21 protein-coding genes are annotated in these 21832 nt (G+C 70.6%); 19 read left to right on the forward strand and 2 right to left on the reverse strand.

Features of this window, described 5'->3' with window-relative positions; genetic code table 11:
* Window positions 1–75: 75 nt before the first annotated feature.
* The 4 genes from OG698_RS36660 to rpsD all read left to right on the forward strand — a co-directional run bounded on the left by OG698_RS36660 (window position 76) and on the right by rpsD (window position 3960).
* A complete protein-coding gene (locus tag OG698_RS36660) occupies window positions 76–717 on the forward strand; it encodes a vitamin K epoxide reductase family protein (protein WP_406108180.1) in 642 nt (213 codons plus the stop codon).
* 69 nt (window positions 718–786) lie between these two features.
* Window positions 787–2172 carry a replication-associated recombination protein A gene (locus tag OG698_RS36665; protein WP_406108182.1) on the forward strand — a complete coding sequence of 462 codons (1386 nt, stop codon included), beginning with the start codon at window positions 787–789 and terminating at the stop codon, window positions 2170–2172.
* Complete coding sequence (locus tag OG698_RS36670) at window positions 2129–2992, forward strand: DUF1524 domain-containing protein (protein ID WP_406108184.1); 864 nt, start codon at window positions 2129–2131, stop codon at window positions 2990–2992. Before OG698_RS36665 ends, OG698_RS36670 begins: the two co-directional genes overlap by 44 nt.
* 353 nt (window positions 2993–3345) lie before the next feature.
* Complete coding sequence (gene rpsD / locus OG698_RS36675) at window positions 3346–3960, forward strand: 30S ribosomal protein S4 (protein WP_100597404.1); 615 nt, start codon at window positions 3346–3348, stop codon at window positions 3958–3960.
* Window positions 3961–3990: 30 nt separating this feature from the next.
* On the opposite strand, the gene OG698_RS36680 is transcribed toward rpsD, so the two are convergent.
* On the reverse strand, window positions 3991–6195 hold the full coding sequence (locus OG698_RS36680) for an ATP-binding protein (RefSeq protein WP_406108186.1): 2205 nt from the start codon (window positions 6193–6195) through the stop codon (window positions 3991–3993).
* Window positions 6196–6342: 147 nt separating this feature from the next.
* Between OG698_RS36680 and OG698_RS36685 the strand changes: the two genes are divergently transcribed.
* The 13 genes from OG698_RS36685 (at window position 6343) to nusB (ending at window position 19282) form a co-directional block, all read left to right on the forward strand.
* Window positions 6343–6813, forward strand: a complete 471-nt coding sequence (locus OG698_RS36685; RefSeq protein ID WP_383097133.1) for a DUF948 domain-containing protein — start codon at window positions 6343–6345, stop codon at window positions 6811–6813.
* 7 nt (window positions 6814–6820) lie between these two features.
* Window positions 6821–7165 carry a DUF6167 family protein gene (locus OG698_RS36690; protein WP_326776714.1) on the forward strand — a complete coding sequence of 115 codons (345 nt, stop codon included), beginning with the start codon at window positions 6821–6823 and terminating at the stop codon, window positions 7163–7165.
* Window positions 7165–9834: an alanine--tRNA ligase gene (alaS, locus tag OG698_RS36695; protein ID WP_406108188.1), complete on the forward strand. Its 2670-nt coding sequence runs from the start codon at window positions 7165–7167 to the stop codon at window positions 9832–9834. The genes OG698_RS36690 and alaS overlap by 1 nt, the downstream gene beginning before the upstream one ends.
* Window positions 9834–10298 (forward strand): Holliday junction resolvase RuvX, encoded by a 465-nt coding sequence (ruvX, locus tag OG698_RS36700; protein WP_100597408.1) that lies wholly within the window; start codon window positions 9834–9836, stop codon window positions 10296–10298. Before alaS ends, ruvX begins: the two co-directional genes overlap by 1 nt.
* A gap of 123 nt (window positions 10299–10421) precedes the next feature.
* Complete coding sequence (mltG, locus tag OG698_RS36705; protein WP_406108190.1) at window positions 10422–12176, forward strand: endolytic transglycosylase MltG; 1755 nt, start codon at window positions 10422–10424, stop codon at window positions 12174–12176.
* Complete coding sequence (locus tag OG698_RS36710) at window positions 12176–13000, forward strand: shikimate dehydrogenase (protein WP_406108191.1); 825 nt, start codon at window positions 12176–12178, stop codon at window positions 12998–13000. The genes mltG and OG698_RS36710 overlap by 1 nt, the downstream gene beginning before the upstream one ends.
* Window positions 13001–13142: 142 nt before the next feature.
* Window positions 13143–14327 carry a chorismate synthase gene (aroC, locus tag OG698_RS36715; RefSeq protein WP_100597411.1) on the forward strand — a complete coding sequence of 395 codons (1185 nt, stop codon included), beginning with the start codon at window positions 13143–13145 and terminating at the stop codon, window positions 14325–14327.
* A complete protein-coding gene (locus tag OG698_RS36720; protein WP_406108193.1) occupies window positions 14324–14839 on the forward strand; it encodes a shikimate kinase in 516 nt (171 codons plus the stop codon). Before aroC ends, OG698_RS36720 begins: the two co-directional genes overlap by 4 nt.
* A complete protein-coding gene (gene aroB / locus OG698_RS36725) occupies window positions 14836–15930 on the forward strand; it encodes a 3-dehydroquinate synthase (protein WP_100597412.1) in 1095 nt (364 codons plus the stop codon). Before OG698_RS36720 ends, aroB begins: the two co-directional genes overlap by 4 nt.
* A gap of 123 nt (window positions 15931–16053) precedes the next feature.
* Window positions 16054–17016: an AAA family ATPase gene (locus tag OG698_RS36730; protein ID WP_406108195.1), complete on the forward strand. Its 963-nt coding sequence runs from the start codon at window positions 16054–16056 to the stop codon at window positions 17014–17016.
* A gap of 93 nt (window positions 17017–17109) precedes the next feature.
* On the forward strand, window positions 17110–18228 hold the full coding sequence (locus tag OG698_RS36735) for a M24 family metallopeptidase (protein WP_399970869.1): 1119 nt from the start codon (window positions 17110–17112) through the stop codon (window positions 18226–18228).
* 50 nt (window positions 18229–18278) lie between these two features.
* Entirely contained in the window at window positions 18279–18845 is a 567-nt protein-coding gene (gene efp / locus OG698_RS36740) for an elongation factor P (RefSeq protein ID WP_266566568.1), read from the forward strand.
* Window positions 18846–18847: 2 nt separating this feature from the next.
* The gene (gene nusB, locus OG698_RS36745) at window positions 18848–19282 is read left to right on the forward strand and encodes a transcription antitermination factor NusB (RefSeq protein ID WP_100597416.1); all 435 of its coding nucleotides are present in this window, start codon (window positions 18848–18850) and stop codon (window positions 19280–19282) included.
* A gap of 169 nt (window positions 19283–19451) precedes the next feature.
* Here the strand turns inward: nusB and bldD are convergent, their stop codons facing one another.
* A complete protein-coding gene (gene bldD, locus OG698_RS36750; protein ID WP_100597417.1) occupies window positions 19452–19952 on the reverse strand; it encodes a transcriptional regulator BldD in 501 nt (166 codons plus the stop codon).
* A 243-nt stretch (window positions 19953–20195) separates the two neighbouring features.
* Here bldD and pyrR point away from each other — a divergent pair, with 243 nt between their 5' ends.
* Complete coding sequence (pyrR, locus tag OG698_RS36755) at window positions 20196–20771, forward strand: bifunctional pyr operon transcriptional regulator/uracil phosphoribosyltransferase PyrR (RefSeq protein WP_100597418.1); 576 nt, start codon at window positions 20196–20198, stop codon at window positions 20769–20771.
* Between the two features lie 81 nt (window positions 20772–20852).
* Window positions 20853–21830 carry an aspartate carbamoyltransferase catalytic subunit gene (locus OG698_RS36760; RefSeq protein WP_100597419.1) on the forward strand — a complete coding sequence of 326 codons (978 nt, stop codon included), beginning with the start codon at window positions 20853–20855 and terminating at the stop codon, window positions 21828–21830.
* The last annotated feature ends 2 nt before the right edge of the window (window positions 21831–21832 follow it).

The raw sequence follows: 21832 nt of genomic DNA on the forward strand, positions 1-21832 counted from the left end.
AACGGTGGACACACAGGAGCGTGCGGCAGAATAAGGCTGCCAGCAGGCCACCACCTCAAGCGACGGAACGGCGTGATGAGCAACACGACCACGGCAAGCGACAGCGCCTCTTCCACCGGCGACGGAGCGGGTGCTTCCCGCAGTGCCGGGGGCTCCCTGGGTTTCGCGCTGCTTCTGGTGATCACCGGTGCGGCGGGGCTGCTCGCGGCGTGGGTCATCACGATCGACAAGTTCAAGCTGCTCGAGGACCCGAACTTCACGCCGGGCTGCAGTCTGAACCCGGTCGTGTCGTGCGGGAACATCATGAAGAGCGAGCAGGCGTCGGCGTTCGGGTTCCCGAATCCGATGCTGGGGCTCGCGGCCTACGCGGTCGTGATCTGTGTGGGGATGAGTCTGCTGGGGCGGGCGCGGTTCCCGCGCTGGTACTGGCTGACGTTCAACGCGGGCACGCTGTTCGGGGTCGGTTTCTGCACGTGGCTGCAGTTCCAGTCGCTGTACCGGATCAACTCGCTGTGCCTGTGGTGCTCTTTGGCGTGGGTCGCCACGATCGTCATGTTCTGGTACGTGACGTCGTTCAACGTGCGCAACGGGTTCCTGCCCGCGCCGTCGTGGCTGCGGTCGTTCTTCGGCGAGTTCACGTGGGTTCTGCCGGTGCTGCACGTCGGGATCATCGGGATGCTGATCCTGACCCGCTGGTGGGACTTCTGGACCAGCTGAGCCGCGGCCGGGGTCCCTGCTTCACCGGGCCGGGCGGGATTGTCAGTGGGGTGACATAGGGTTTTCGACGTGGAGCCCGACCTGTTCACCGCCGCAGCCGAAGACCGCCAGGAAAAGGACCCGTCCAGCAGCCCCCTGGCCGTCCGGATGCGCCCGCGTACCCTCGACGAGGTCGTCGGCCAGCAGCATCTGCTGAAGCCGGGCTCACCCCTGCGCCGCCTCGTGGGGGAGGGCGATCGAGCCCACGGCGGGTACAACCCCGCCGGACCTTCGTCGGTGATCCTCTGGGGCCCGCCCGGCATCGGCAAGACGACCCTCGCGTACGTCGTCTCCAAGGCGACGAACAAGCGCTTCGTGGAGCTCTCCGCGATCACCGCGGGCGTCAAGGAAGTGCGGGCCGTCATCGACGGCGCCCGCAGAGCCCTCGGCGGCCACGGCAAGGAGACAGTCCTCTTCCTCGACGAGATCCACCGCTTCAGCAAGGCCCAGCAGGACTCGCTCCTGCCGGCCGTCGAGAACCGCTGGGTCACGCTCATCGCGGCGACGACCGAGAACCCGTACTTCTCGATCATCTCGCCGCTCCTGTCCCGCTCCCTGCTCCTCACCCTCGAATCCCTCACGGACGACGACCTGCGCGCACTGCTCCGGCGGGCACTCACCGAGGAGCGCGGTCTCGGTGGGGCGGTCACGCTCCCCGATGAGGCCGAGGCTCACCTGCTGCGTATCGCGGGCGGCGACGCGCGCCGCGCTCTCACCGCCCTTGAGGCGGGCGCGGGTTCGGCCCTCGCGAAGCAGGAGAAGGAGATCACCCTCCAGACCCTGGAGGAGTCGGTCGATCGCGCCGCGGTCAAGTACGACCGGGACGGCGACCAGCACTACGACGTCGCGAGCGCCCTGATCAAGTCCATCCGCGGCTCCGACGTGGACGCCGCCCTGCACTATCTGGCCCGCATGATCGAGGCGGGTGAGGACCCCCGCTTCATCGCCCGCCGCCTGATGATCTCCGCGAGCGAGGACATCGGCCTCGCCGACCCGACGGCGCTGCCCACGGCCGTCGCGGCAGCCCAGGCCGTCGCGATGATCGGCTTCCCCGAGGCGGCGCTCACCCTCAGCCACGCGACGATCGCCCTGGCCCTGGCCCCGAAGTCGAACTCCGCGACGACGGCGATCGGCGCCGCCATGGAAGACGTCCGCAAGGGCCTCGCGGGCCCCGTCCCGCCCCATCTGCGCGACGGCCACTACAAGGGCGCGGCCAAGCTCGGCCACGCCCAGGGATACGTGTATCCGCACGACGTCCCCGGAGGCATCGCCGCCCAGCAGTACGCGCCGGACGCGGTCAAGGGAAAGCGCTACTACCAGCCCACCCGGTACGGGGCGGAGGCCCGCTACGCGGACGTGGCCGAGCGCGTCCGTGAGCGCCTCACCGGCGAGCAGCTGGGCGCGGCGGGCAGCTGACGCGGTCGGTATCCGGGCCCGCGCCCGGCCGACGCGCGGCGCCACCCCCGCCCGCCTACGCTCGGCGCCATGGGCACAGCAGCCAGGAGCGCCGCCGCAGCGCTCCTCCTCCTGTCCGCCGTCGCCGCCTGCACACCCCCGCAGCAGCAGCGCGCCGAAGCCCGCCGCCACCGCGTCCTCGCGCCCACCGCAGACACCGTCGAAGCCGAGTCCCGCCACATCCCTCGCGAGCTCCCGCTTCCCGCCGAGCGCGGCCCGCGCCCGCAAACAGCTGGTCGCCCTGCACCTCGTGCGGGGCGAGAACCGGCAGACGTACCAGCGCGCCGAATTCGGCGACGGCTGGAGCGATGACGTCGACGCCCCCAGCGGACGTAACGGCTGCGACACCCGCGACGACGTCCTGCGCCGCGACCTGAAAGACCTGCGTGAGGGCGACCGCAACGCGTGGTGGTATCCGGCGTGCTGCACGACCCGTACACCGGCAAGCAGCTCCCGTACTCCTACCGCCGCGCCTCCCAAGATCCAGACCGACCACGTCGTCGCGCTCGGCGCCGCGTGGCGGGCCGGGGCCTGGGCCTGGACGCCCGCGCAGCGCCTGCGCCTGCGCCACGCCAACGATCTCGACGTCCTGCCGGCCACCGACAAGCAGACCAACTACGACAAGAGCAGCAGGACCCCGGACAAGTGGAAGCCGCCCAACCGCGGATACTGGTGCGAGTACGGACGCCGCTGGACCGGGATCAAGGCCAAGTACCGGCTGACCGTGACCCCGCCGGAGAAGCAGGCCCTCCAGGAGCTGCCAGCCACCTGCCCCGCGTGACCCCGGTCCGCGGCACTCCTCGCCACCCTGTAAACTCTCCAAAGCGCTGCGTCTCGCGTCCGGCCCCGGCCGGCACCACCAGAGCGGGACATGCAGCCGGAACCCCGACGCCGCAAGGCATGGGGATCCAGGAGCGTCGCGCACCGTCGATAGGTGTCGCGGGCAGCCCACCACCATCCCGGACTTCCGGGAAGCGGTCGGTGGGCCACTCGCGTGCTGCACGTATGTGCCCAGACCAGGGAGCGGCTGCCTGCCCCGTCCGCAAGGACAAGGCGGGTTTCCCCGGCTGCGGATGCGACCTCCCTTAACCCTGGTGAAGCCGTATCCACACAGAACAATGAGGTGTTTGGTTCATGACGAACCAGTCCCGCCCCAAGGTCAAGAAGTCGCGTGCCCTCGGTATCGCGCTGACCCCGAAGGCCGTCAAGTACTTCGAGGCCCGCCCCTACCCGCCGGGCGAGCACGGCCGCGGCCGCAAGCAGAACTCGGACTACAAGGTCCGTCTGCTCGAGAAGCAGCGTCTGCGTGCGCAGTACGACGTGTCCGAGCGCCAGCTCGTCCGCGCCTACGAGCGTGCCGCCAAGACGCAGCTCAAGACCGGTGAGGCCCTGGTCATCGAGCTGGAGCGTCGTCTCGACGCCCTGGTTCTGCGTTCGGGCATCGCCCGCACGATCTACCAGGCCCGCCAGATGGTCGTTCACGGCCACATCGAGGTCAACGGTGGCAAGGTCGACAAGCCGTCGTACCGTGTCCGTCCCGACGACGTCGTGATGGTCCGCGAGCGCAGCCGCGAGAAGCCGCTGTTCCAGGTCGCGCGTGAGGGTGGCTTCGCCCCCGACGGCGAGATCCCGCGTTACCTCCAGGTCAACCTGAAGGCCCTGGCCTTCCGTCTGGACCGTGACCCGAACCGCAAGGAAATCCCCGTGATCTGCGACGAGCAGCTCGTCGTCGAGTACTACGCCCGCTGATCATCCGGCGGACGTAGCACTTCCTGCGTTTCAGCCCGTCGTCTCCCCGCCCTGCACGGTCGGGGAGGCGGCGGGTTCGCGCGTTTCCGGGGCCGGATGCGCGGTACGCGGCCCCGGCACCACCGTCGGCCGCGATGCGGTGTCCCGTCCGAGCGCCCGCTGAACAGCCTCCCCGGGCTCCAGGCGCGCCCCGGCCGCCACGAACGACTCGAACCGCGCGTCGCCGAGGATGGCCCGGGCGTCCGAGGCACACCGCTCGTGCGGCGCGTTGTAGTGCGCCGAGCCGAACAGCGGCAGGCCCACGGACGGCCAGATCCGGCCCGCAGCGCCCTGGAGCAGCGCCGCCTCACCCGCGTCCCCCTCCGTCACGGTGATGAGCGCCAGCAGCTCGATCGTCAGGACCGTGCCCAGCAGGTCGTGGAACGTGTCGCCGATGACGAGGCACTCGCGCAGCAGCTGCCGCGCCCGCACCAGATCGCCCTTGGTCCACTCCGCGTACGCCAGGACATACAGCGCGTACGCCAGCGTCCACCGCTCGCCGTGGTCCTCGCAGACCAGCCGCACGTCCTCGCACAGCTCGACCGCCGCGGCGAGATCTCCCCGGAACGCCACGGCCATCGCCAGCTCGACCTGGCCCATCAGCACACTGCTGTTCAGCTCACCGATCTCCCGGTAGCCGGCGAGGGCCGTCCGCAGCAGCTCCTCGGCGCGCGGCAGATCGTCCGTGACCAGTGCCAGGCAGCCCCTGCGGTGCTCCGCGTACGCGACCGCCGTGGCGTCGCCGACACGTTCCGCCTCGTCGCGGCACTCCTGGAGCGCGGCCAGCGCGGGCACGGTGTCGCCCTGGAGGATCGCCACGTAGCCGAGCACCCACAGGGCCTTCAGACGGGACCGGGCGTAGTCGCCGTCCTCGTTCTCGGCGTCGAGCTCCACACTGCGCTCCAGCCAGTGCCGCCCCTCCGACAGACGGCCGCAGCCCGCCCAGAAGAACCACAGCGTGCCCGCGAGGTACTGCCCCAGATGCGTCTCGCCCGGCTCCGTCAGACAGAACTCCAGCGCGGCGCGCAGATTCGGCAGCTCCGCCCCGATCTGCGCCGCCACCTGCGCCTGCCGCGGCGAGAACCAGTCCAGCTCGCACCACGTGGCGAGTCCCATGTACCAGTCGCGGTGACGGCGCCGCATCCGCGTGGTGTCGCCCGACACCTCCAGCCAGTCCGCGCCGTACGCCCTGACCGTGTCGAGCAGCCGGTAGCGCACCACGGAGTCCGCTTCCTCGCGGATCACCACGGACTGCGCGATCAGCTCGGAGAGCACATCGAGGACCGCTTCGGCGTGCAGCCCGTCCCCGCTGCAGATGTACTCCGCCGCGTCCAGGTCGAACTGCCCGGAGAACACCGACAGCCGCGCCCACAGCAGTCGCTCCTGCGCCGTGCACAGCTCATGGCTCCAGCCGATCGCCGTCCGCAGCGTCTGATGCCGCGGCAGCGCCCCGCGCGTGCCGCCCGTCAGCAGCCTGAACCGGTCGTCGAGCCGGCCGAGCAGGTCCGCGGGCGACAGCGCCCGCAGCCGTCCCGCCGCCAGTTCCACCGCGAGCGGCAGACAGTCGAGCCGCCGGCACACCTCGACGACGTCCGTCCGGTTCCCGTCGTCCAGGGCGAAGCCGGGCAGCAGCGCGGCGGCCCGGTCGGCGAAGAGGTCGGCCGCGTCCGCGGTGTCGAGCGGCGCCAGCGGGAAGATCCGTTCCCCTTCTACGGACAGGGGCCTGCGGCCCACCGCGAGGATCCGCAGATCCGGTGCCGCACCGAGCAGTTCGGTCACCAGCGAGGCGCACGCGCCGACGAGATGCTCGAACCCGTCGATGACAAGCAGGAGTTGACGCTGTCCGAGGTGGTCGAGAAGGACCTCGCGCTGCGGGCGGCTCGTGTGGTCGGTCAGTTCGAGGGCCGCGGCGAGCGCGTACTCGACCAGGTTCGGGTCGCGCACCGTGGCGAGGTCCACCCGCCGCACCGCGTCGCAGCCCAGGTGTCCGGCGGCCACGGCCGCCGCTCTCGCGGCGAAGCGGGACTTGCCGACGCCGCCGGCGCCGGTCACGGTGACCAGGCGAGCCGCTTCAAGAGCCCGCGTGAGCTCCGCGAGTTCATCGGCCCGACCGACGAAGCGGTTGAGCTCGAGGGGGAGGTTGCCGGGCGGGGTGGAACCCTCCGGCCTGTCGGCAGGGCGCAGTTCGCGTCGCATCAGGTACGGAGCGTACTCATGCGTAAGCAGTCCGTACAATCGGTACGCGCAACTCCGCCCGCGGCGAGCGGTAATCCGGTACGGAGCGCTGACCCCGGCGCGATAGGCTCGGGAGACGACTTTTCGATGTTCAGGAAGCGGTGCTAAGTGTCCGGTGGAGAGGTGGCCGGGATCCTGGTGGCCGTCTTCTGGGCGATCCTGGTCTCCTTCCTCGCGGTGGCTCTGGCGAGGCTGGCCCAGACGCTCAGGGCGACCACCAAGCTCGTGGCGGATGTGACCGAGCAGGCGGTCCCGCTGCTTGCCGACGCCTCCGCGGCCGTGCGTTCCGCACAGACGCAGATCGACCGGGTCGACGCCATCGCGTCGGACGTCCAGGAGGTCACGTCGAACGCGTCGGCGCTGTCCTCCACCGTCGCCTCCACCTTCGGTGGCCCGCTCGTCAAGGTGGCCGCCTTCGGCTACGGCGTGCGCCGGGCGATCGGCCGCAAGTCCACGGGTGCCTCCGCAGCCGAAGCGCCCGCCAAGCCGTCCCGCCGTACCGTGATCGTGGGGCGCGCTGTCCCGTCGGCGCGGCGCAGCAAGCGAGCCACGCGGGACAACCCGAACAAGAGGGACTGACGCAGCGATGTTCCGCCGTACGTTCTGGTTCACCGCGGGCGCAGCCGCCGGCGTCTGGGCCACCACCAAGGTCAACCGCAAGCTGAAGAAGCTGACGCCGGAGAGCCTCGCCGCGCAGGCCGCGAACAAGGCGATCGAGGCGGGCCACCGCCTCAAGGACTTCGCCCTCGACGTCCGCGACGGCATGGCCGAGCGCGAGGCCGAACTCGACGACGCACTGGGCCTCAACGCCCCCGTGGACGCCGAACTCCCCGCGCAGCGCCGCTTCGCCGGCATCGAGAACCACGTGAAGAACAACCCCAAGTACCTCGAGAACACGACGTACTCGTACAACCGGAATGAGGACCACTGATGGAGTCGGCTGAAATCCGCCGCCGCTGGCTGAGCTTCTTCGAGGAGCGTGGCCACAAGGTCGTGCCCTCGGCGTCGCTCATCGCGGACGACCCGACTCTGCTGCTGGTCAACGCGGGCATGGTCCCGTTCAAGCCGTACTTCCTCGGCGAGGTCAAGCCGCCCGCCCCGCGCGCCACATCGGTGCAGAAGTGCGTGCGCACGCCGGACATCGAAGAGGTCGGCAAGACGACCCGCCACGGCACGTTCTTCCAGATGTGCGGCAACTTCTCCTTCGGCGACTACTTCAAGGAAGGCGCCATCAAGTACGCCTGGGAGCTGCTCACCAGCTCCGTGGCGGACGGTGGTTACGGCCTCGACCCGGAGAAGCTCTGGATCACGGTCTACCTCGATGACGACGAGGCCGAGCGCATCTGGCACGACGTCGTCGGCGTTCCCAAGGAGCGCATCCAGCGTCTGGGCAAGAAGGACAACTTCTGGTCCATGGGCGTCCCCGGCCCCTGCGGCCCGTGTTCCGAGATCAACTACGACCGCGGCCCCGAGTTCGGTGTCGAGGGCGGCCCGGCCGTCAACGACGAGCGGTACGTGGAGATCTGGAACCTGGTCTTCATGCAGTACGAGCGCGGCGCCGGCATCGGCAAGGAGGACTTCGAGATCCTCGGCGACCTGCCGTCGCAGAACATCGACACCGGTCTCGGCCTCGAGCGTCTCGCCATGATCCTGCAGGGCGTACAGAACATGTACGAGACGGACACCCTGCGGGTCGTCATGGACAAGGCCACCGAACTCACCGGTGTCCGGTACGGCGAGAAGCACGGCACCGACGTCTCGATGCGCGTCGTCTCCGACCACATCCGCACGTCCGTGATGCTCATCGGCGACGGCGTGACCCCCGGCAACGAGGGCCGCGGTTACGTGCTGCGCCGCATCATGCGCCGCGCCATCCGCAACATGCGCCTCATGGGCGCCACCGGTCCGGTCGTCAAGGACCTCGTCGACGTCGTGATCGACACGATGGGCCAGCAGTACCCGGAGCTCATCACCGACCGCAAGCGCATCGAGACCGTCGCCCTCGCCGAAGAGGCCGCCTTCCTCAAGGCCCTCAAGGGCGGCACGAACATCCTCGACACCGCCGTCACCGACACCAAGGCCGCGGGCGGCACGGTCCTCGCCGGCGACAAGGCGTTCCTGCTCCACGACACCTGGGGCTTCCCGATCGACCTCACCCTGGAGATGGCCGCCGAGCAGGGCCTGTCCGTGGACGAGGACGGCTTCCGGCGCCTGATGAAGGAGCAGCGGGAGCGCGCCAAGGCCGACGCCCAGGCCAAGAAGACCGGCCACGCCAACGTCGGCGTCTACCGCGAGATCGCGGACGCCGCCGGCGCCACCGACTTCATCGGCTACACGTCGACCGAGGGCGAGTCCACGATCGTGGGCCTGCTGGTCAACGGCGTCTCCTCCCCGGCCGCCTCAGAGGGCGACGAGGTCGAGGTCGTCCTCGACCGCACTCCCTTCTACGCCGAGGGCGGCGGCCAGATCGGCGACACCGGCCGCATCAAGCTGGACAACGGCGCGGTGATCGAGATCCGCGACTGCCAGAAGCCCGTCCCGGGTGTCTACGTCCACAAGGGCGTCGTCCAGGTCGGCGAGGTCACCGTCGGCGCCCCGGCCCAGGCCGTCATCGACATCACGCGCCGCCGCTCCATCGCCCGCGCCCACTCCGCCACGCACCTCACGCACCAGGCGCTGCGCGACGCCCTCGGCCCGACGGCCGCCCAGGCCGGTTCCGAGAACCAGCCGGGCCGCTTCCGCTTCGACTTCGGCTCCCCGTCCGCCGTGCCCACGGCCGTGATGACGGACGTCGAGCAGAAGATCAACGAGGTGCTCTCCCGCGAGCTGGACGTCATGGCCGAGGTCATGAGCATCGACGACGCCAAGAAGCAGGGCGCCATCGCCGAGTTCGGCGAGAAGTACGGCGAGCGTGTCCGCGTCGTCACCATCGGCGACTTCTCCAAGGAGCTGTGCGGCGGCACGCACGTGCACAACACCGCCCAACTCGGCCTGGTGAAGCTGCTCGGCGAGTCGTCCATCGGCTCGGGCGTACGCCGCATCGAGGCCCTCGTGGGTGTCGACGCGTACAACTTCCTCGCCCGCGAGCACACGGTCGTCAACCAGCTGACCGAGCTGCTCAAGGGCCGCTCGGAGGAGCTGCCGGAGAAGGTCTCCACGATGCTCGGCAAGCTGAAGGACGCCGAGAAGGAGATCGAGAAGTTCCGCGCGGAGAAGGTCCTCCAGGCCGCCGCCGGCCTCGCCGCCGGCGCCACCGACGTACGCGGGATCGCGCTCGTCACCGGACAGGTCCCGGACGGCACCGGCGCCGACGACCTGCGCAAGCTGGTCCTCGACGTGCGCGGCCGCATCCAGGGCGGACGCCCGGTCGTGGTGGCCCTGTTCACGACGGTCAACGGCAAGCCGCTGACGGTCATCGCCACGAACGAGGCCGCCCGTGAGCGCGGTCTGAAGGCCGGCGACCTGGTCCGCACGGCCGCCAAGACCCTCGGCGGCGGCGGTGGCGGCAAGCCGGACGTCGCCCAGGGCGGCGGCCAGAACCCGGCCGCCATCGGTGACGCCGTGGCCTCCGTCGAGCGACTCGTCGCGGAAACCGCCTGATGCGACGCGGCCGCCGCCTCGCGATCGACGTCGGGGACGCCCGGATCGGGGTCGCCTCGTGCGACCCCGACGGGATCCTCGCCACGCCGGTGGAGACCGTGCCGGGACGCGATGTCCCGGCCGCCCACCGGCGGCTCCGGCAACTCGTGGAGGAGTACGAGCCGATCGAGGTCGTCGTCGGACTCCCTCGCTCCCTCAAGGGGGGCGAGGGTCCGGCCGCGGCCAAGGTCCGCGCGTTCACCCAGGAGCTGGCCGCCGGGATCGCCCCCGTCGGCGTGCGGCTCGTGGACGAGAGGATGACCACAGTGACGGCCAGTCAGGGGCTGCGCGCCTCGGGCGTGAAGTCCAAAAAGGGCCGGTCTGTCATCGACCAGGCGGCCGCCGTCATCATCCTCCAGCAGGCACTGGAGTCCGAACGGGCGTCAGGTAAAGCTCCGGGCGAGGGCGTCGAAGTGGTCATCTGATCGCGATACGGTAACGTTCCGCGCGACCGGCGGCGTTCGAACAGCTGCCGCACAGCATCAAGAGGCGGAACGGTTGCCCTGCCACCCAGACGCGGCCGCCGCCTCGCGGCTTGTAGGGGATCGATGACTGAGTATGGCCGGGGCCCGGGCTCCGAACCGTGGCACCCCGAGGACCCGTTGTACGGGGACCAGGGGTGGGGGCAGCAGGCCGCCGACGGCCAGCCTGCCTACGGCGGCCAGGGGCAGTACCACCCTCAGCAGCCGCAACAGCATCCTCAGGCCCAGCAGCAGCCGCAGCAGTACGGCGGCGAGTGGGGCACCGGCCAGCACGACCAGTACGGCCAGCAGCAGTACGGGGGCGGTCAGCAGTACGGCGGCCAGCCTCAGGGTGGCGGTCAGCAGTACGGCGGTCAGGCGCAGGGTGGCGGTCGGCAGTACGGCGGTCAGGCGCAGGGTGGCGGTCAGCAGTACGGCGGTCAGCCGCAGGGTGACGGCTGGGACACCGGTCAGCACGGTCAGGTCCCGTACAACGCCGACCCGGTGGACCCGTACGGCGGTCAGCAGCAGCCTGTCGCGTACGGCGGTGAGCAGCCGGATCTCTACGGCACCCCCGACGCGTACCCGCCGCCGGAGCCGCCCGGCCGGCGCGGGGCCGCCGCGGAGCCGGAGACGAACTGGGACCCGGGCCCCGACCAGGGTGAGCACGCGTTCTTCGCCGGTGGCGGCGATGACGACGGCGACGACTACGACGACCCGAGTGACCGGGGCAGCCGCCGCGGCCGCGGCGGCAAGAAGCCGAAGAAGCGGCGCAGCGGATGCGCCTGCCTGGTCCTCACCGTGATCTTCGCGGGCGGCGTCGGCGGTGTCGGCTATTTCGGCTATCAGTTCTATCAGGACCGTTTCGGGTCGGCGCCGGATTATGCGGGTTCCGGAAACGGCGAACCCGTTTCCGTGGACATTCCCAAGGGTGCGGGCGGCTATGTCATCGGCCAGCGCCTGAAGGACGCGGGCGTCATCAAGAGCGTGGACGCCTTCGTTGCGGCCCAGGAGCAGAATCCGCGGGGCAAGTCCATTCAGGACGGCGGATATACGCTCGAGAAGGAAATGTCGGCCCAAAGCGCGGTCGAGATGATGCTCAGCCCGAGCAGCCGGAACAACCTGATCATCGCCGAGGGCCGCCGCAACGTGTGGGTCTACGAGCAGATCGACAAGCGGCTCGGCATCGCCAAGGGGACCACGCAAGAGGTCGCGAAGAAGGACTACAAGAAGCTCGGACTGCCCTCCTGGGCCATGAACGAGCCGAATGTGAAGGACCCGCTGGAAGGGTTCCTCTACCCGTCCAGCTACGGCGTCGCCAAGGGTGGAAAGCCCGAGACGGTCCTGAAACAGATGGTGTCGCGGGCGACCGAGAAGTACGAGGACTACGGCGTCGAGAAGAAGGCCAAGAGCCTTGGCCTCGACAGCCCGTGGCAGCTGATCACGGTGGCGAGCCTCGCCCAGGCCGAGGGCACGAGCCACGACGACTTCCGCAAGATGGCCGAGGTCGTCTACAACCGCCTCAAGCCCGGCAACGAGCAGACGAACGGAATGCTCGAGTTCGACTCCACGTACAACTACGTCAAGAACCAGAGCAAGATCGACCTGAGTCTCACCGCGCTGCGTAAGTACGACAACCGCTACAACACGTACTACTACAAGGGCCTGCCGCCCGGGCCGATCGGAAACCCGGGTGACGAAGCTCTGAAGGGCGCCACCGACCCGACCAGCGACGGCTGGTACTACTTCATCTCGATGGACGGCAAGACCAGCGAGTTCACCAAGACGAACACGGAACACCAGAAGCTGGTCGACAAGTGGAACGCGTCGAGGAAGAACTGATGTCGGCAATCAGAAGGGCGGCCGTACTCGGGTCGCCCATCGCCCACTCCCTTTCCCCGGTGCTGCACCGCGCCGCCTACGAGGAATTGGGCCTGACGGACTGGTCCTACGACCGCTTCGAGGTCGACGAGGTCGCCCTGCCCGACTTCCTGGCCGGGCTCGGGCCCGAGTGGGCGGGCCTCTCGCTGACCATGCCGCTGAAGCGCGCCGTGATCCCGCTGCTGGACACGATCAGCGACACGGCCTCCTCCGTCGAGGCCGTCAACACCGTCGTCCTCACCGAGGACGGGCACAAGGTCGGCGACAACACCGACATCCCCGGCATGGTCGCCGCCCTCGCCGAGCGCGGCATCGACAAGGTCGAGTCCGCCGCGATCCTGGGCGCGGGCGCCACCGCCTCCTCCGCGCTCGCCGCCCTGTCGCGGGTCTGCGCCGGGGAGATCGTCGCGTACGTCCGCAGCGACGCCCGCGCCGCCGAGATGCGGGAGTGGGGCGAGCGGCTCGACGTGGACGTCAAGATCGGGAAGTGGTCGGACGCGGCGCATGCCTTCACCGCGCCGCTGGTCGTCGCCACGACGCCCGCCGGGACCACAGACGCCCTCGCCGCCGAGGTCCCCGAACGGCCCGGCACCCTCTTCGACGTCCTCTACGACCCCTGGCCGACACAGCTCGCGGCCCGCTGGTCCGGGTACGGCGGAGCGGTCGTCAGCGGGCTCGACCTGCTGGTGCACCAGGCCGTTCTCCAGGTCGAGCAGATGACGGGGCGCGCCCCGGCGCCGCTGGGTGCGATGCGCCGGGCGGGGGAGCGGGCGCTCGCCGGCTGACGCGGACCGTGTCCGTCCGGCGTCCGTTTGATGGACCGGGGGCCGGTCGAGTGTGCGGACGTGGGAGGATCGGGGGTGGCGGGCCAGGGCCGCGCACCCGGCCGCGCCATCGCAGTTCGAGGCGCGAGCAAGAGGAGCACCGTTGAGCAGGTTGCGCTGGCTGACCGCTGGGGAGTCCCACGGACCCGCACTTGTCGCGACGCTGGAGGGACTTCCCGCCGGCGTGCCGATCACCACGGAGATGGTGGCGGACCACCTGGCCCGGCGGCGGCTCGGCTATGGACGCGGCGCGCGGATGAAGTTCGAGCGCGACGAGGTGACCTTCCTCGGCGGCGTGCGCCACGGCCTGACCATGGGTTCGCCGGTCGCGGTCATGGTGGGCAACACCGAGTGGCCCAAGTGGGAGCAGGTCATGTCGGCCGACCCGGTCGACCCCGAGATCCTCGCCGATCTGGCGCGCAACGCGCCGCTGACCCGGCCCCGCCCGGGTCACGCCGACCTCGCCGGCATGCAGAAGTACGGCTTCGACGAGGCCCGGCCGATCCTGGAGCGGGCCTCCGCCCGTGAGACGGCGGCCCGCGTCGCGCTCGGCGCCATCGCCCGCTCCTACCTCAAGGAGACGGCCGGCATCGAGATCGTCAGCCACGTCACCGAGCTGGCGAGCGCCAAGGCGCCCTACGGCGTCTACCCGACCCCGGCCGATGTCGACAAGCTCGACGCCGACCCGGTGCGCTGCCTGGACGCGGACGCGTCGAAGGCGATGGTCGCGGAGATCGACCAGGCCCACAAGGACGGCGACACCCTCGGCGGCGTCGTCGAGGTCCTCGCCTACGGCGTGCCGGTGGGCCTCGGCTCGCACGTGCACTGGGACCGGCGTCTGGACGCCCGCCTCGCGGCGGCCCTCATGGGTATCCAGGCCATCAAGGGCGTCGAGGTCGGCGACGGCTTCGAGCTCGCCCGCGTGCCCGGCTCGAAGGCGCACGACGAGATCGTGACGACGGCCGACGGCATCAAGCGCACGTCGGGCCGCTCCGGCGGCACCGAGGGCGGCCTCACCACCGGTGAACTGCTGCGTGTGCGCGCCGCGATGAAGCCGATCGCGACGGTCCCGCGCGCGCTCGCCACCATCGACGTGGCGACCGGCGAGGCCGCGAAGGCCCACCACCAGCGCTCCGACGTGTGCGCGGTCCCGGCCGCCGGCATCGTCGCCGAGGCCATGGTCGCGCTCGTGCTCGCCGACGCCGTCGCGGAGAAGTTCGGCGGCGACAGCGTCCCCGAGACCCGGCGCAACGTGCAGTCGTACCTCGACCACCTCCAGATCCGGTGACCGGCCCGCTGGTCGTACTCGTCGGCCCGATGGGCGTCGGCAAGTCCACGGTGGGGGAGCTGCTCGCCGAGTGGCTCGGCTGCCCCTACCGGGACACCGACGCGGACATCGTGGCCGCCCAGGGCCGCCCCGTCGCGGACATCTTCGTGGACGAGGGCGAGCCCCACTTCCGCGCACTCGAACGGCAGGCCGTGCGCGAAGCCGTCGCCGGGCACACCGGTGTGCTCGCGCTCGGCGGCGGAGCGATCCTCGACGAGTCGACGCGCGCGCTGCTGGCCCCGCTCCCCGTCGTCTATCTGTCGATGGACGTCGAGGAAGCGGTCAAGCGGACCGGTCTCAACACCGCCCGTCCGCTGCTCGCCGTCAACCCGCGCCGCCAGTGGCGCGAGCTGATGGAGGCCCGCCGCCACCTGTACACCGAAGTCGCCCGCGTCGTCGTACCCACCGACGACCGCACCCCCGAAGAGGTCGCCCGCGCGGTCCTCGACGCCCTGGAGTTGAAGAAGGCATGACCGAGCAGCAGGTGACCCGGATCCAGGTCGGCGGCACGGCCGGTACCGACCCGTACGAGGTCCTCGTCGGACGTCAGCTCCTCGGCGAACTCGGCGGCCTGATCGGCGACTCCGCCCAGCGCGTCGCGATCATCCACCCGGAGGCGCTCGCCGAGACCGGTGAAGCGCTGCGCGGCGACCTCGCCGACCAGGGCTTCGAGGTCGTCGCCATCCAGGTGCCCAACGCCGAGGAGGCCAAGACCGCAGAGGTCGCCGCCTACTGCTGGAAGGCGCTCGGCCAGTCCGGCTTCACCCGCACCGACGTCATCGTCGGCGTGGGCGGCGGCGCCACCACGGACCTCGCCGGGTTCGTGGCCGCGACGTGGCTGCGCGGGGTGCGCTGGATCGCCGTGCCGACCACCGTGCTCGGCATGGTGGACGCGGCCGTCGGCGGCAAGACCGGGATCAACACCGCCGAGGGCAAGAACCTCGTGGGGTCCTTCCACCCGCCGGCCGGCGTGCTCTGCGACCTCGCCGCCCTCGACTCGCTGCCGGTCAACGACTTCGTGTCCGGGCTCGCGGAGATCATCAAGGCCGGCTTCATCGCCGACCCGGCGATCCTCGACCTGATCGAGTCCGACCCCGAGGCGGCGCGCTCCCCGCAGGGCCCGCACACCGCCGAGCTCATCGAGCGCTCCATCAAGGTCAAGGCCGAGGTCGTCTCCGGCGACCTCAAGGAGTCGGGCCTGCGCGAGATCCTCAACTACGGGCACACCCTCGCGCACGCCATCGAGAAGAACGAGCGGTACAAGTGGCGGCACGGCGCCGCCGTTTCCGTCGGCATGCACTTCGCCGCCGAACTCGGCCGTCTCGCCGGACGCCTGGACGACGCGACCGCCGACCGGCACCGCACCGTCCTCGAGTCCGTCGGGCTGCCCCTGAGCTACCGCTACGACCAGTGGCCCAAGCTCCTGGAGAACATGAAGGTCGACAAGAAGTCCCGCGGCAACCTGCTGCGGTTCATCGTCCTCGACGGCCTCGCCAAGCCGACGGTCCTCGAAGGACCCGACCCGGCCGTGCTCCTCGCGGCGTACGGCGAAGTGGCCGAATAGCTCCCGTCTTCGGGCACTTCGCGACCTCCCCGGCCGTTCACACAACGGCGGCCGGGGAAGGTACCGTTCGGTAGCGCCTTGTTCGCCGGCGCCAGTTGCCTGTACGAGACGGAGTCGCACCGGATGCAGCACGGAGTGAGTTCGCCGCTGCCGCCGCCCCCTCAGCCGGGGCACGGACCGGCCGCCGGCTGGTCCCAGGCCGGGCATCACCCGGGCCCCGGACCGGCGGGTCCGCCACCGCCTGCACCCGGCTTCGCCGGCCCACCCGGCCCCTCGGGCCCGGCACCGCACGCACCCGCGCCGCACGCCCCGGCGCCCGCCCCGCACCAACCCGCGCCGCACCCCCAGGCCCCGCACACCCAGCCGCCGCACGGCCAGCCCCCGCACCCGGGTGTCGTCCCTCAGCACGCCCCCCAGCAGTCCCCGCAGCCCCCCTCACGGGACACCACGGGCCATGTGCAGCTCCCGCCCGGCGGCCCCGTCGCCATGCCGAGCCCGCCACCCGCCGCGGGCACCGCCGACGCCACCGCCACGACGCTCGCCGTCCTGCTCATCGGCCCCGCCGGCGCGGGCAAGACGAGCGTCGCCAAGTACTGGGCGGACCAGCGCCGCGTCCCCACGGCTCACATCAGCCTCGACGACGTACGCGAGTGGGTGCGCTCCGGATTCGCCGACCCGCAGTCGGGGTGGAACGACCACTCCGAGGCCCAGTACCGACTCGCCCGCCGCACCTGTGGCTTCGCCGCGCGCAACTTCCTGGCCAACGGCATCTCCTGCATCCTCGACGACGCCGTCTTCCCGGACCGTCCGGTCGTGGGCCTCGGCGGCTGGAAGCGGCACGTGGGCCCCGGCCTGCTGCCCGTGGTGCTGCTCCCCGGCCTGGAGATCGTCCTCGAGCGCAACGCGGAGCGCAGCGGGAACCGCCGCCTCACGGACGAGGAAGTCGCCCGCATCCACGGCCGCATGGCCGGCTGGTACGGCTCGGGTCTGCCCATCATCGACAACTCCCAGATGGACGTGCCCACCACGGCCCGCGTCCTCGACGACGTCCTCGCCCGCTCGATCGCGAGCCCGCCCCAGTGGTAGCGGGCCGCGCAGAACACCCTGGAGAGGCCACCTCGCCGCCCGTCCGGACGCGCTGACCAGGCCGCGCACCTCTGTCACTCGTACGCTCGATTCATGTCAGAGGTGTACGCGGCCCGTAGGGACCGGCTGAGGGAGCGCGCTGCGGCGGGCGGCAGTGCCGCCGCCCTTGTCTCGCGCCCCGCCAACGTTCGCTATCTCGCGGGTGCGGCGCCCCACGGCGCCGTACTCCTGGTGGGCAAGGGCCCCGGCGCCGAAGGTGACGTCCTGATGTGCCGGGTGCCGCCCAGTGAACAGCCCGCCGACGGGCGGCCCGACGAGTCGCTGCGGATCCAGGTGCTCGATGCGCCCGGCGGGGACCCCGCCGTCGCCGCCGCCGACGTCGCGCTGACCCTCGGGGCGGATTCGCTCGCCGTCGAGGAGCACCATCTGACCGTGGCCAGGCACCGGGCGCTCGGCTCCGTGGCGCCCCGGCTGCGCCTCGGCGACCTGGGCAGCGCCGTGGAGCAGCTGCGGCTCGTCAAGGACGAGGACGAGATCTCCTGTCTGCGCATCGCCGCCGAGATCGCCGATCAGGCTCTCGGTGAACTGCTCGAATCGATCCTCGTCGGCCGCACCGAACGCCACCTCGCCCTGGAGCTGGAGCGCCGCCTCGTCGACCACGGCGCCGACGGCCCCGCCTTCCCGACCTCGGTCGGCACCGGGCCGAACTCGGGCCGCGGTGCCCACCGCCCCACCGATCGCCGCGTGGAGGAGGGCGACTTCCTCTCGGTCTGCCTCGGCGCCGCCTACCGCGGCTACCGCTGCGAGATCGGCCGTACGTTCGTCATCGGCACCTCGCCCGCGGACTGGCAGATCGACCTGTACGACCTGGTCTTCGCAGCCCAGAGGGCCGCCCGGGAGAGCCTCGCACCCGGCGCCGAGTGCCGCGAGGTGGACCGCGCGGCACGCCACGTACTGGACTCCGCGGGGTACGCGGACGGCCTCTCACAGCTCACCGGACACGGTGTCGGACTCGAAATCGACGAGGAGCCGCAGTTGGCCCCCGCGGCCATGGGTAAACTGGACCTTTGTGTGCCGGTCACCGTCGAACCGGGGGTCCACCTCCCGGGCCGGGGCGGTGTCCGGATCGATGACACGCTCGTCGTGCGCCCCGAGGCGGACGGCGGACCCGAGCTACTCACCATTACGACCAAGGAGCTGCTCGCGCTGTAAGGCGCGCGCGCCCGGGGTCGTCCATCGTCAGTCCAGGAGATTCCGCAACCGTGGCTTCCACGAACGACCTCAAGAACGGCCTGGTGCTCAAGCTCGACGGGGGCCAGCTCTGGTCCGTCGTCGAGTTCCAGCACGTCAAGCCCGGCAAGGGCCCTGCCTTTGTGCGCACCAAGCTCAAGAACGTGCTCTCCGGGAAGGTCGTCGACAAGACCTTCAACGCCGGCGTCAAGGTCGAGACGGCCACGATCGACAAGCGCGACATGCAGTTCTCGTACATGGACGGCGAGTACTTCGTCTTCATGGACATGCAGACGTACGACCAGCTCATGGTCGACCGCAAGTCTGTCGGTGACGCCGCCAACTTCCTGATCGAGGGCTTCACCGCCTCCGTCGCGCAGCACGAGGGCGAGGTGCTCTTCGTCGAGCTGCCGGCCGCCGTCGAGCTCGTCGTCCAGGAGACCGAGCCCGGTGTCCAGGGCGACCGTTCCACCGGTGGCACCAAGCCCGCCACGCTGGAGACCGGCCACCAGATCCAGGTGCCGCTCTTCATCACGACCGGCGAGAAGATCAAGGTCGACACCCGCACGAGCGACTACCTCGGCCGGGTGAACAGCTAACCGTGGCTGCTCGCAACACGGCCCGCAAGCGCGCCTTCCAGATCCTTTTCGAGGCAGACCAGCGCGGAGTCGACGTCCAGACGGTCCTCGCGGACTGGATCCGGCACTCCCGGTCCGACACCCGGCAGCCGCCGGTCAGCGAGTACACGATGGAGCTGGTCGAGGGATACGCGCGCAAGACCGCGCGTATCGACGAGCTCATCTCGCAGTACGCCGTCGGGTGGACCCTGGACAGGATGCCGGTCGTCGACCGCAACATCCTGCGCCTGGGCGCCTACGAGCTCGTCTGGGTCGACGACACCCCGGACGCCGTGGTGCTCGACGAGGCCGTGCAGCTCGCCAAGGAGTTCTCCACCGACGACTCCCCGGCCTTCGTCAACGGGCTTCTGGGACGCTTCAAGGACCTGAAGCCGACGCTGCGCCGCGACGAGGCGTAGCAGGCAGGCAGCGACAGCCATCAGGCCCGGGGCGGAACACTGAATCAGTGTTCCGCCCCGGGCCTGATGCGTTCCTGGGACGACGGCAGGGCACGGAAACGCCGGAGGGGCAGGCCGCGAAAACGCGGGCCCGCCCCTCCGGCGTGACGTTTCTGCCGGCTTCTGTTTGTCAGAGGTCGTCGTGTGCGACGGCGCGTCGCGCGTCGGCGTCCAGGACGCCCCAGCTGATGAGCTGCTCGGTGAGGACCGAGGGCGACTGGTCGTAGATGACGGCGAGGGTGCGCAGGTCGTCCTGGCGGATCGACAGCACCTTGCCGTTGTAGTCGCCGCGCTGGGACTGGATCGTCGCCGCGTAGCGCTGCAGGGGGCCCGCCTTCTCCGGCGGGACGTGGGCCAGGCGCTCCAGGTCGAGGACGAGCTTGGGCGGGGGCTCGGCCGCACCGCCCGGCGTCGTGCCCGGCAGGAGTTCCTGCACCGGCACCCCGTAGAAGTCCGCCAGCTCGGCGAGGCGCTGCACGGTCACGGCACGGTCGCCGCGCTCGTACGAACCGACCACGACCGCCTTCCAGCGTCCCTGGGACTTCTCCTCGACACCGTGGAGGGAAAGGCCCTGCTGGGTGCGGATGGCGCGGAGCTTGGCCCCGAGCTGTTTGGCGTATTCGCTGGACATATAGCTCCCGGACGCTGTATCAACGTGCGGCTCCGCCGCGTGGCTGGTAACTCACTGTGAGGTTACGCAGCGTTACTTGGCTGCGTCAAGCCGAGTGGTCCGTTAACGACCTTCCCCCGGAACGGCGTCTCTCGCACCTCCAGGGGGGTGATCAGCGGCGTTGCGGGCCTGGTACCGTGGATGGCGCAAATCCGACGTCCTTTAAGGTCCGTCCCGTGAGGCGGAGAAGGGGGTCCGTTTTTTATGGACATCAGCAGCTCCGATGAGGCACGCCCCGTACTCGAGGGCCCCGACATCGCGCGGGTACTGACCCGCATCGCTCACGAGATCGTCGAGCGCGCCAAGGGCGCAGAAGACGTCGTGCTCCTGGGCATTCCCACCCGCGGCGTCTTCCTGGGCCGCCGGCTCGCGGACAAGCTCGAAGAGATCACCGGACGCAAGATCCCGGTCGGCTCCCTCGACATCACCATGTACCGCGACGACCTGCGCATGCACCCGCCGCGGGCGCTGGCCCGCACGGAGATCCCCGCCGACGGCATCGACGGCCGCCTCGTGGTCCTGGTCGACGACGTGCTCTTCTCCGGCCGCACCATCCGCGCCGCACTCGACGCCCTGAACGACATCGGGCGCCCCCGCGCCGTGCAGCTCGCGGTCCTCGTCGACCGCGGCCACCGCGAACTCCCCATTCGCGCCGACTACGTCGGCAAGAACCTCCCCACGTCGCTGCGGGAGACGGTCAAGGTCCAGCTCGCCGAGGAGGACGGACGCGACTCCGTGCTGCTCGGCGCCAAGCGGACCGCTCCGGCCGGCGAGCAGTAGCCACCCTCAGCCCGACCCTGAGGGTGCCGCCGCGCGCCCGTATGCCCGAATACTCCTGAACTTTCCTACGGAGCCTCCCCGATGATGCGACACCTCATCTCGGCCGCCGACCTCACCCGCGACGACGCCGTCCTCATCCTCGACACCGCCGAGGAGATGGCCCGGGTCGCCGACCGGCCGATCAAGAAACTGCCCGCCCTGCGCGGCCGCACGATCTGCAACCTCTTCTTCGAGGACTCGACCCGCACCCGGATCTCCTTCGAGGCCGCCGAGAAGCGCCTCTCGGCGGATGTCATCAACTTCGCCGCCAAGGGGTCCAGCGTCTCCAAGGGCGAGTCCCTCAAGGACACCGCGCAGACCCTGGAGGCGATGGGCGTCGACGCCGTCGTCATCCGGCACGGCGCCTCCGGCGCGCCCTACCGCCTCGCCACCTCGGGCTGGATCGACGCCCCGGTCATCAACGCGGGCGACGGCACCCACCAGCACCCCACGCAGGCGCTCCTCGACGCGTTCACGATGCGCCGCCGCCTGGTCGGGCGCGACGCCGGACTCGGCAAGGACCTCGAGGGCAAGCGCATCACGCTCGTCGGGGACGTCCTGCACAGCCGCGTCGCCCGCTCGAACGTCGACCTGCTGCACACCCTCGGCGCCGAGGTCACCCTCGTCGCCCCGCCGACCCTCGTCCCGGTCGGCGTCGAGACCTGGCCCTGCGAGGTCTCGTACGACCTCGACAGCACCCTGCCGAAGTCCGACGCCGTCATGATGCTGCGCGTCCAGCGCGAGCGGATGAACGCCGCCTTCTTCCCGACCGAGCGCGAGTACTCGCGTCGCTACGGCCTGGACGGCGACCGCATGGCGAAGATGCCCGAGCACGCCATCGTGATGCACCCGGGCCCGATGGTCCGCGGCATGGAGATCACCGCCGAGGTCGCCGACTCCGACCGCTGCACGGTCATCGAGCAGGTCGCCAACGGCGTTTCCATCCGCATGGCCGTCCTGTACCTGCTTCTGGGCGGCAACGAGCCCGCCGTCACCCACACCCGTACCGAGGAGAAGTAAGA

Source organism: Streptomyces sp. NBC_01003 (assembly GCF_045162695.1).
In the GTDB taxonomy this organism is placed as follows: domain Bacteria; phylum Actinomycetota; class Actinomycetes; order Streptomycetales; family Streptomycetaceae; genus Streptomyces.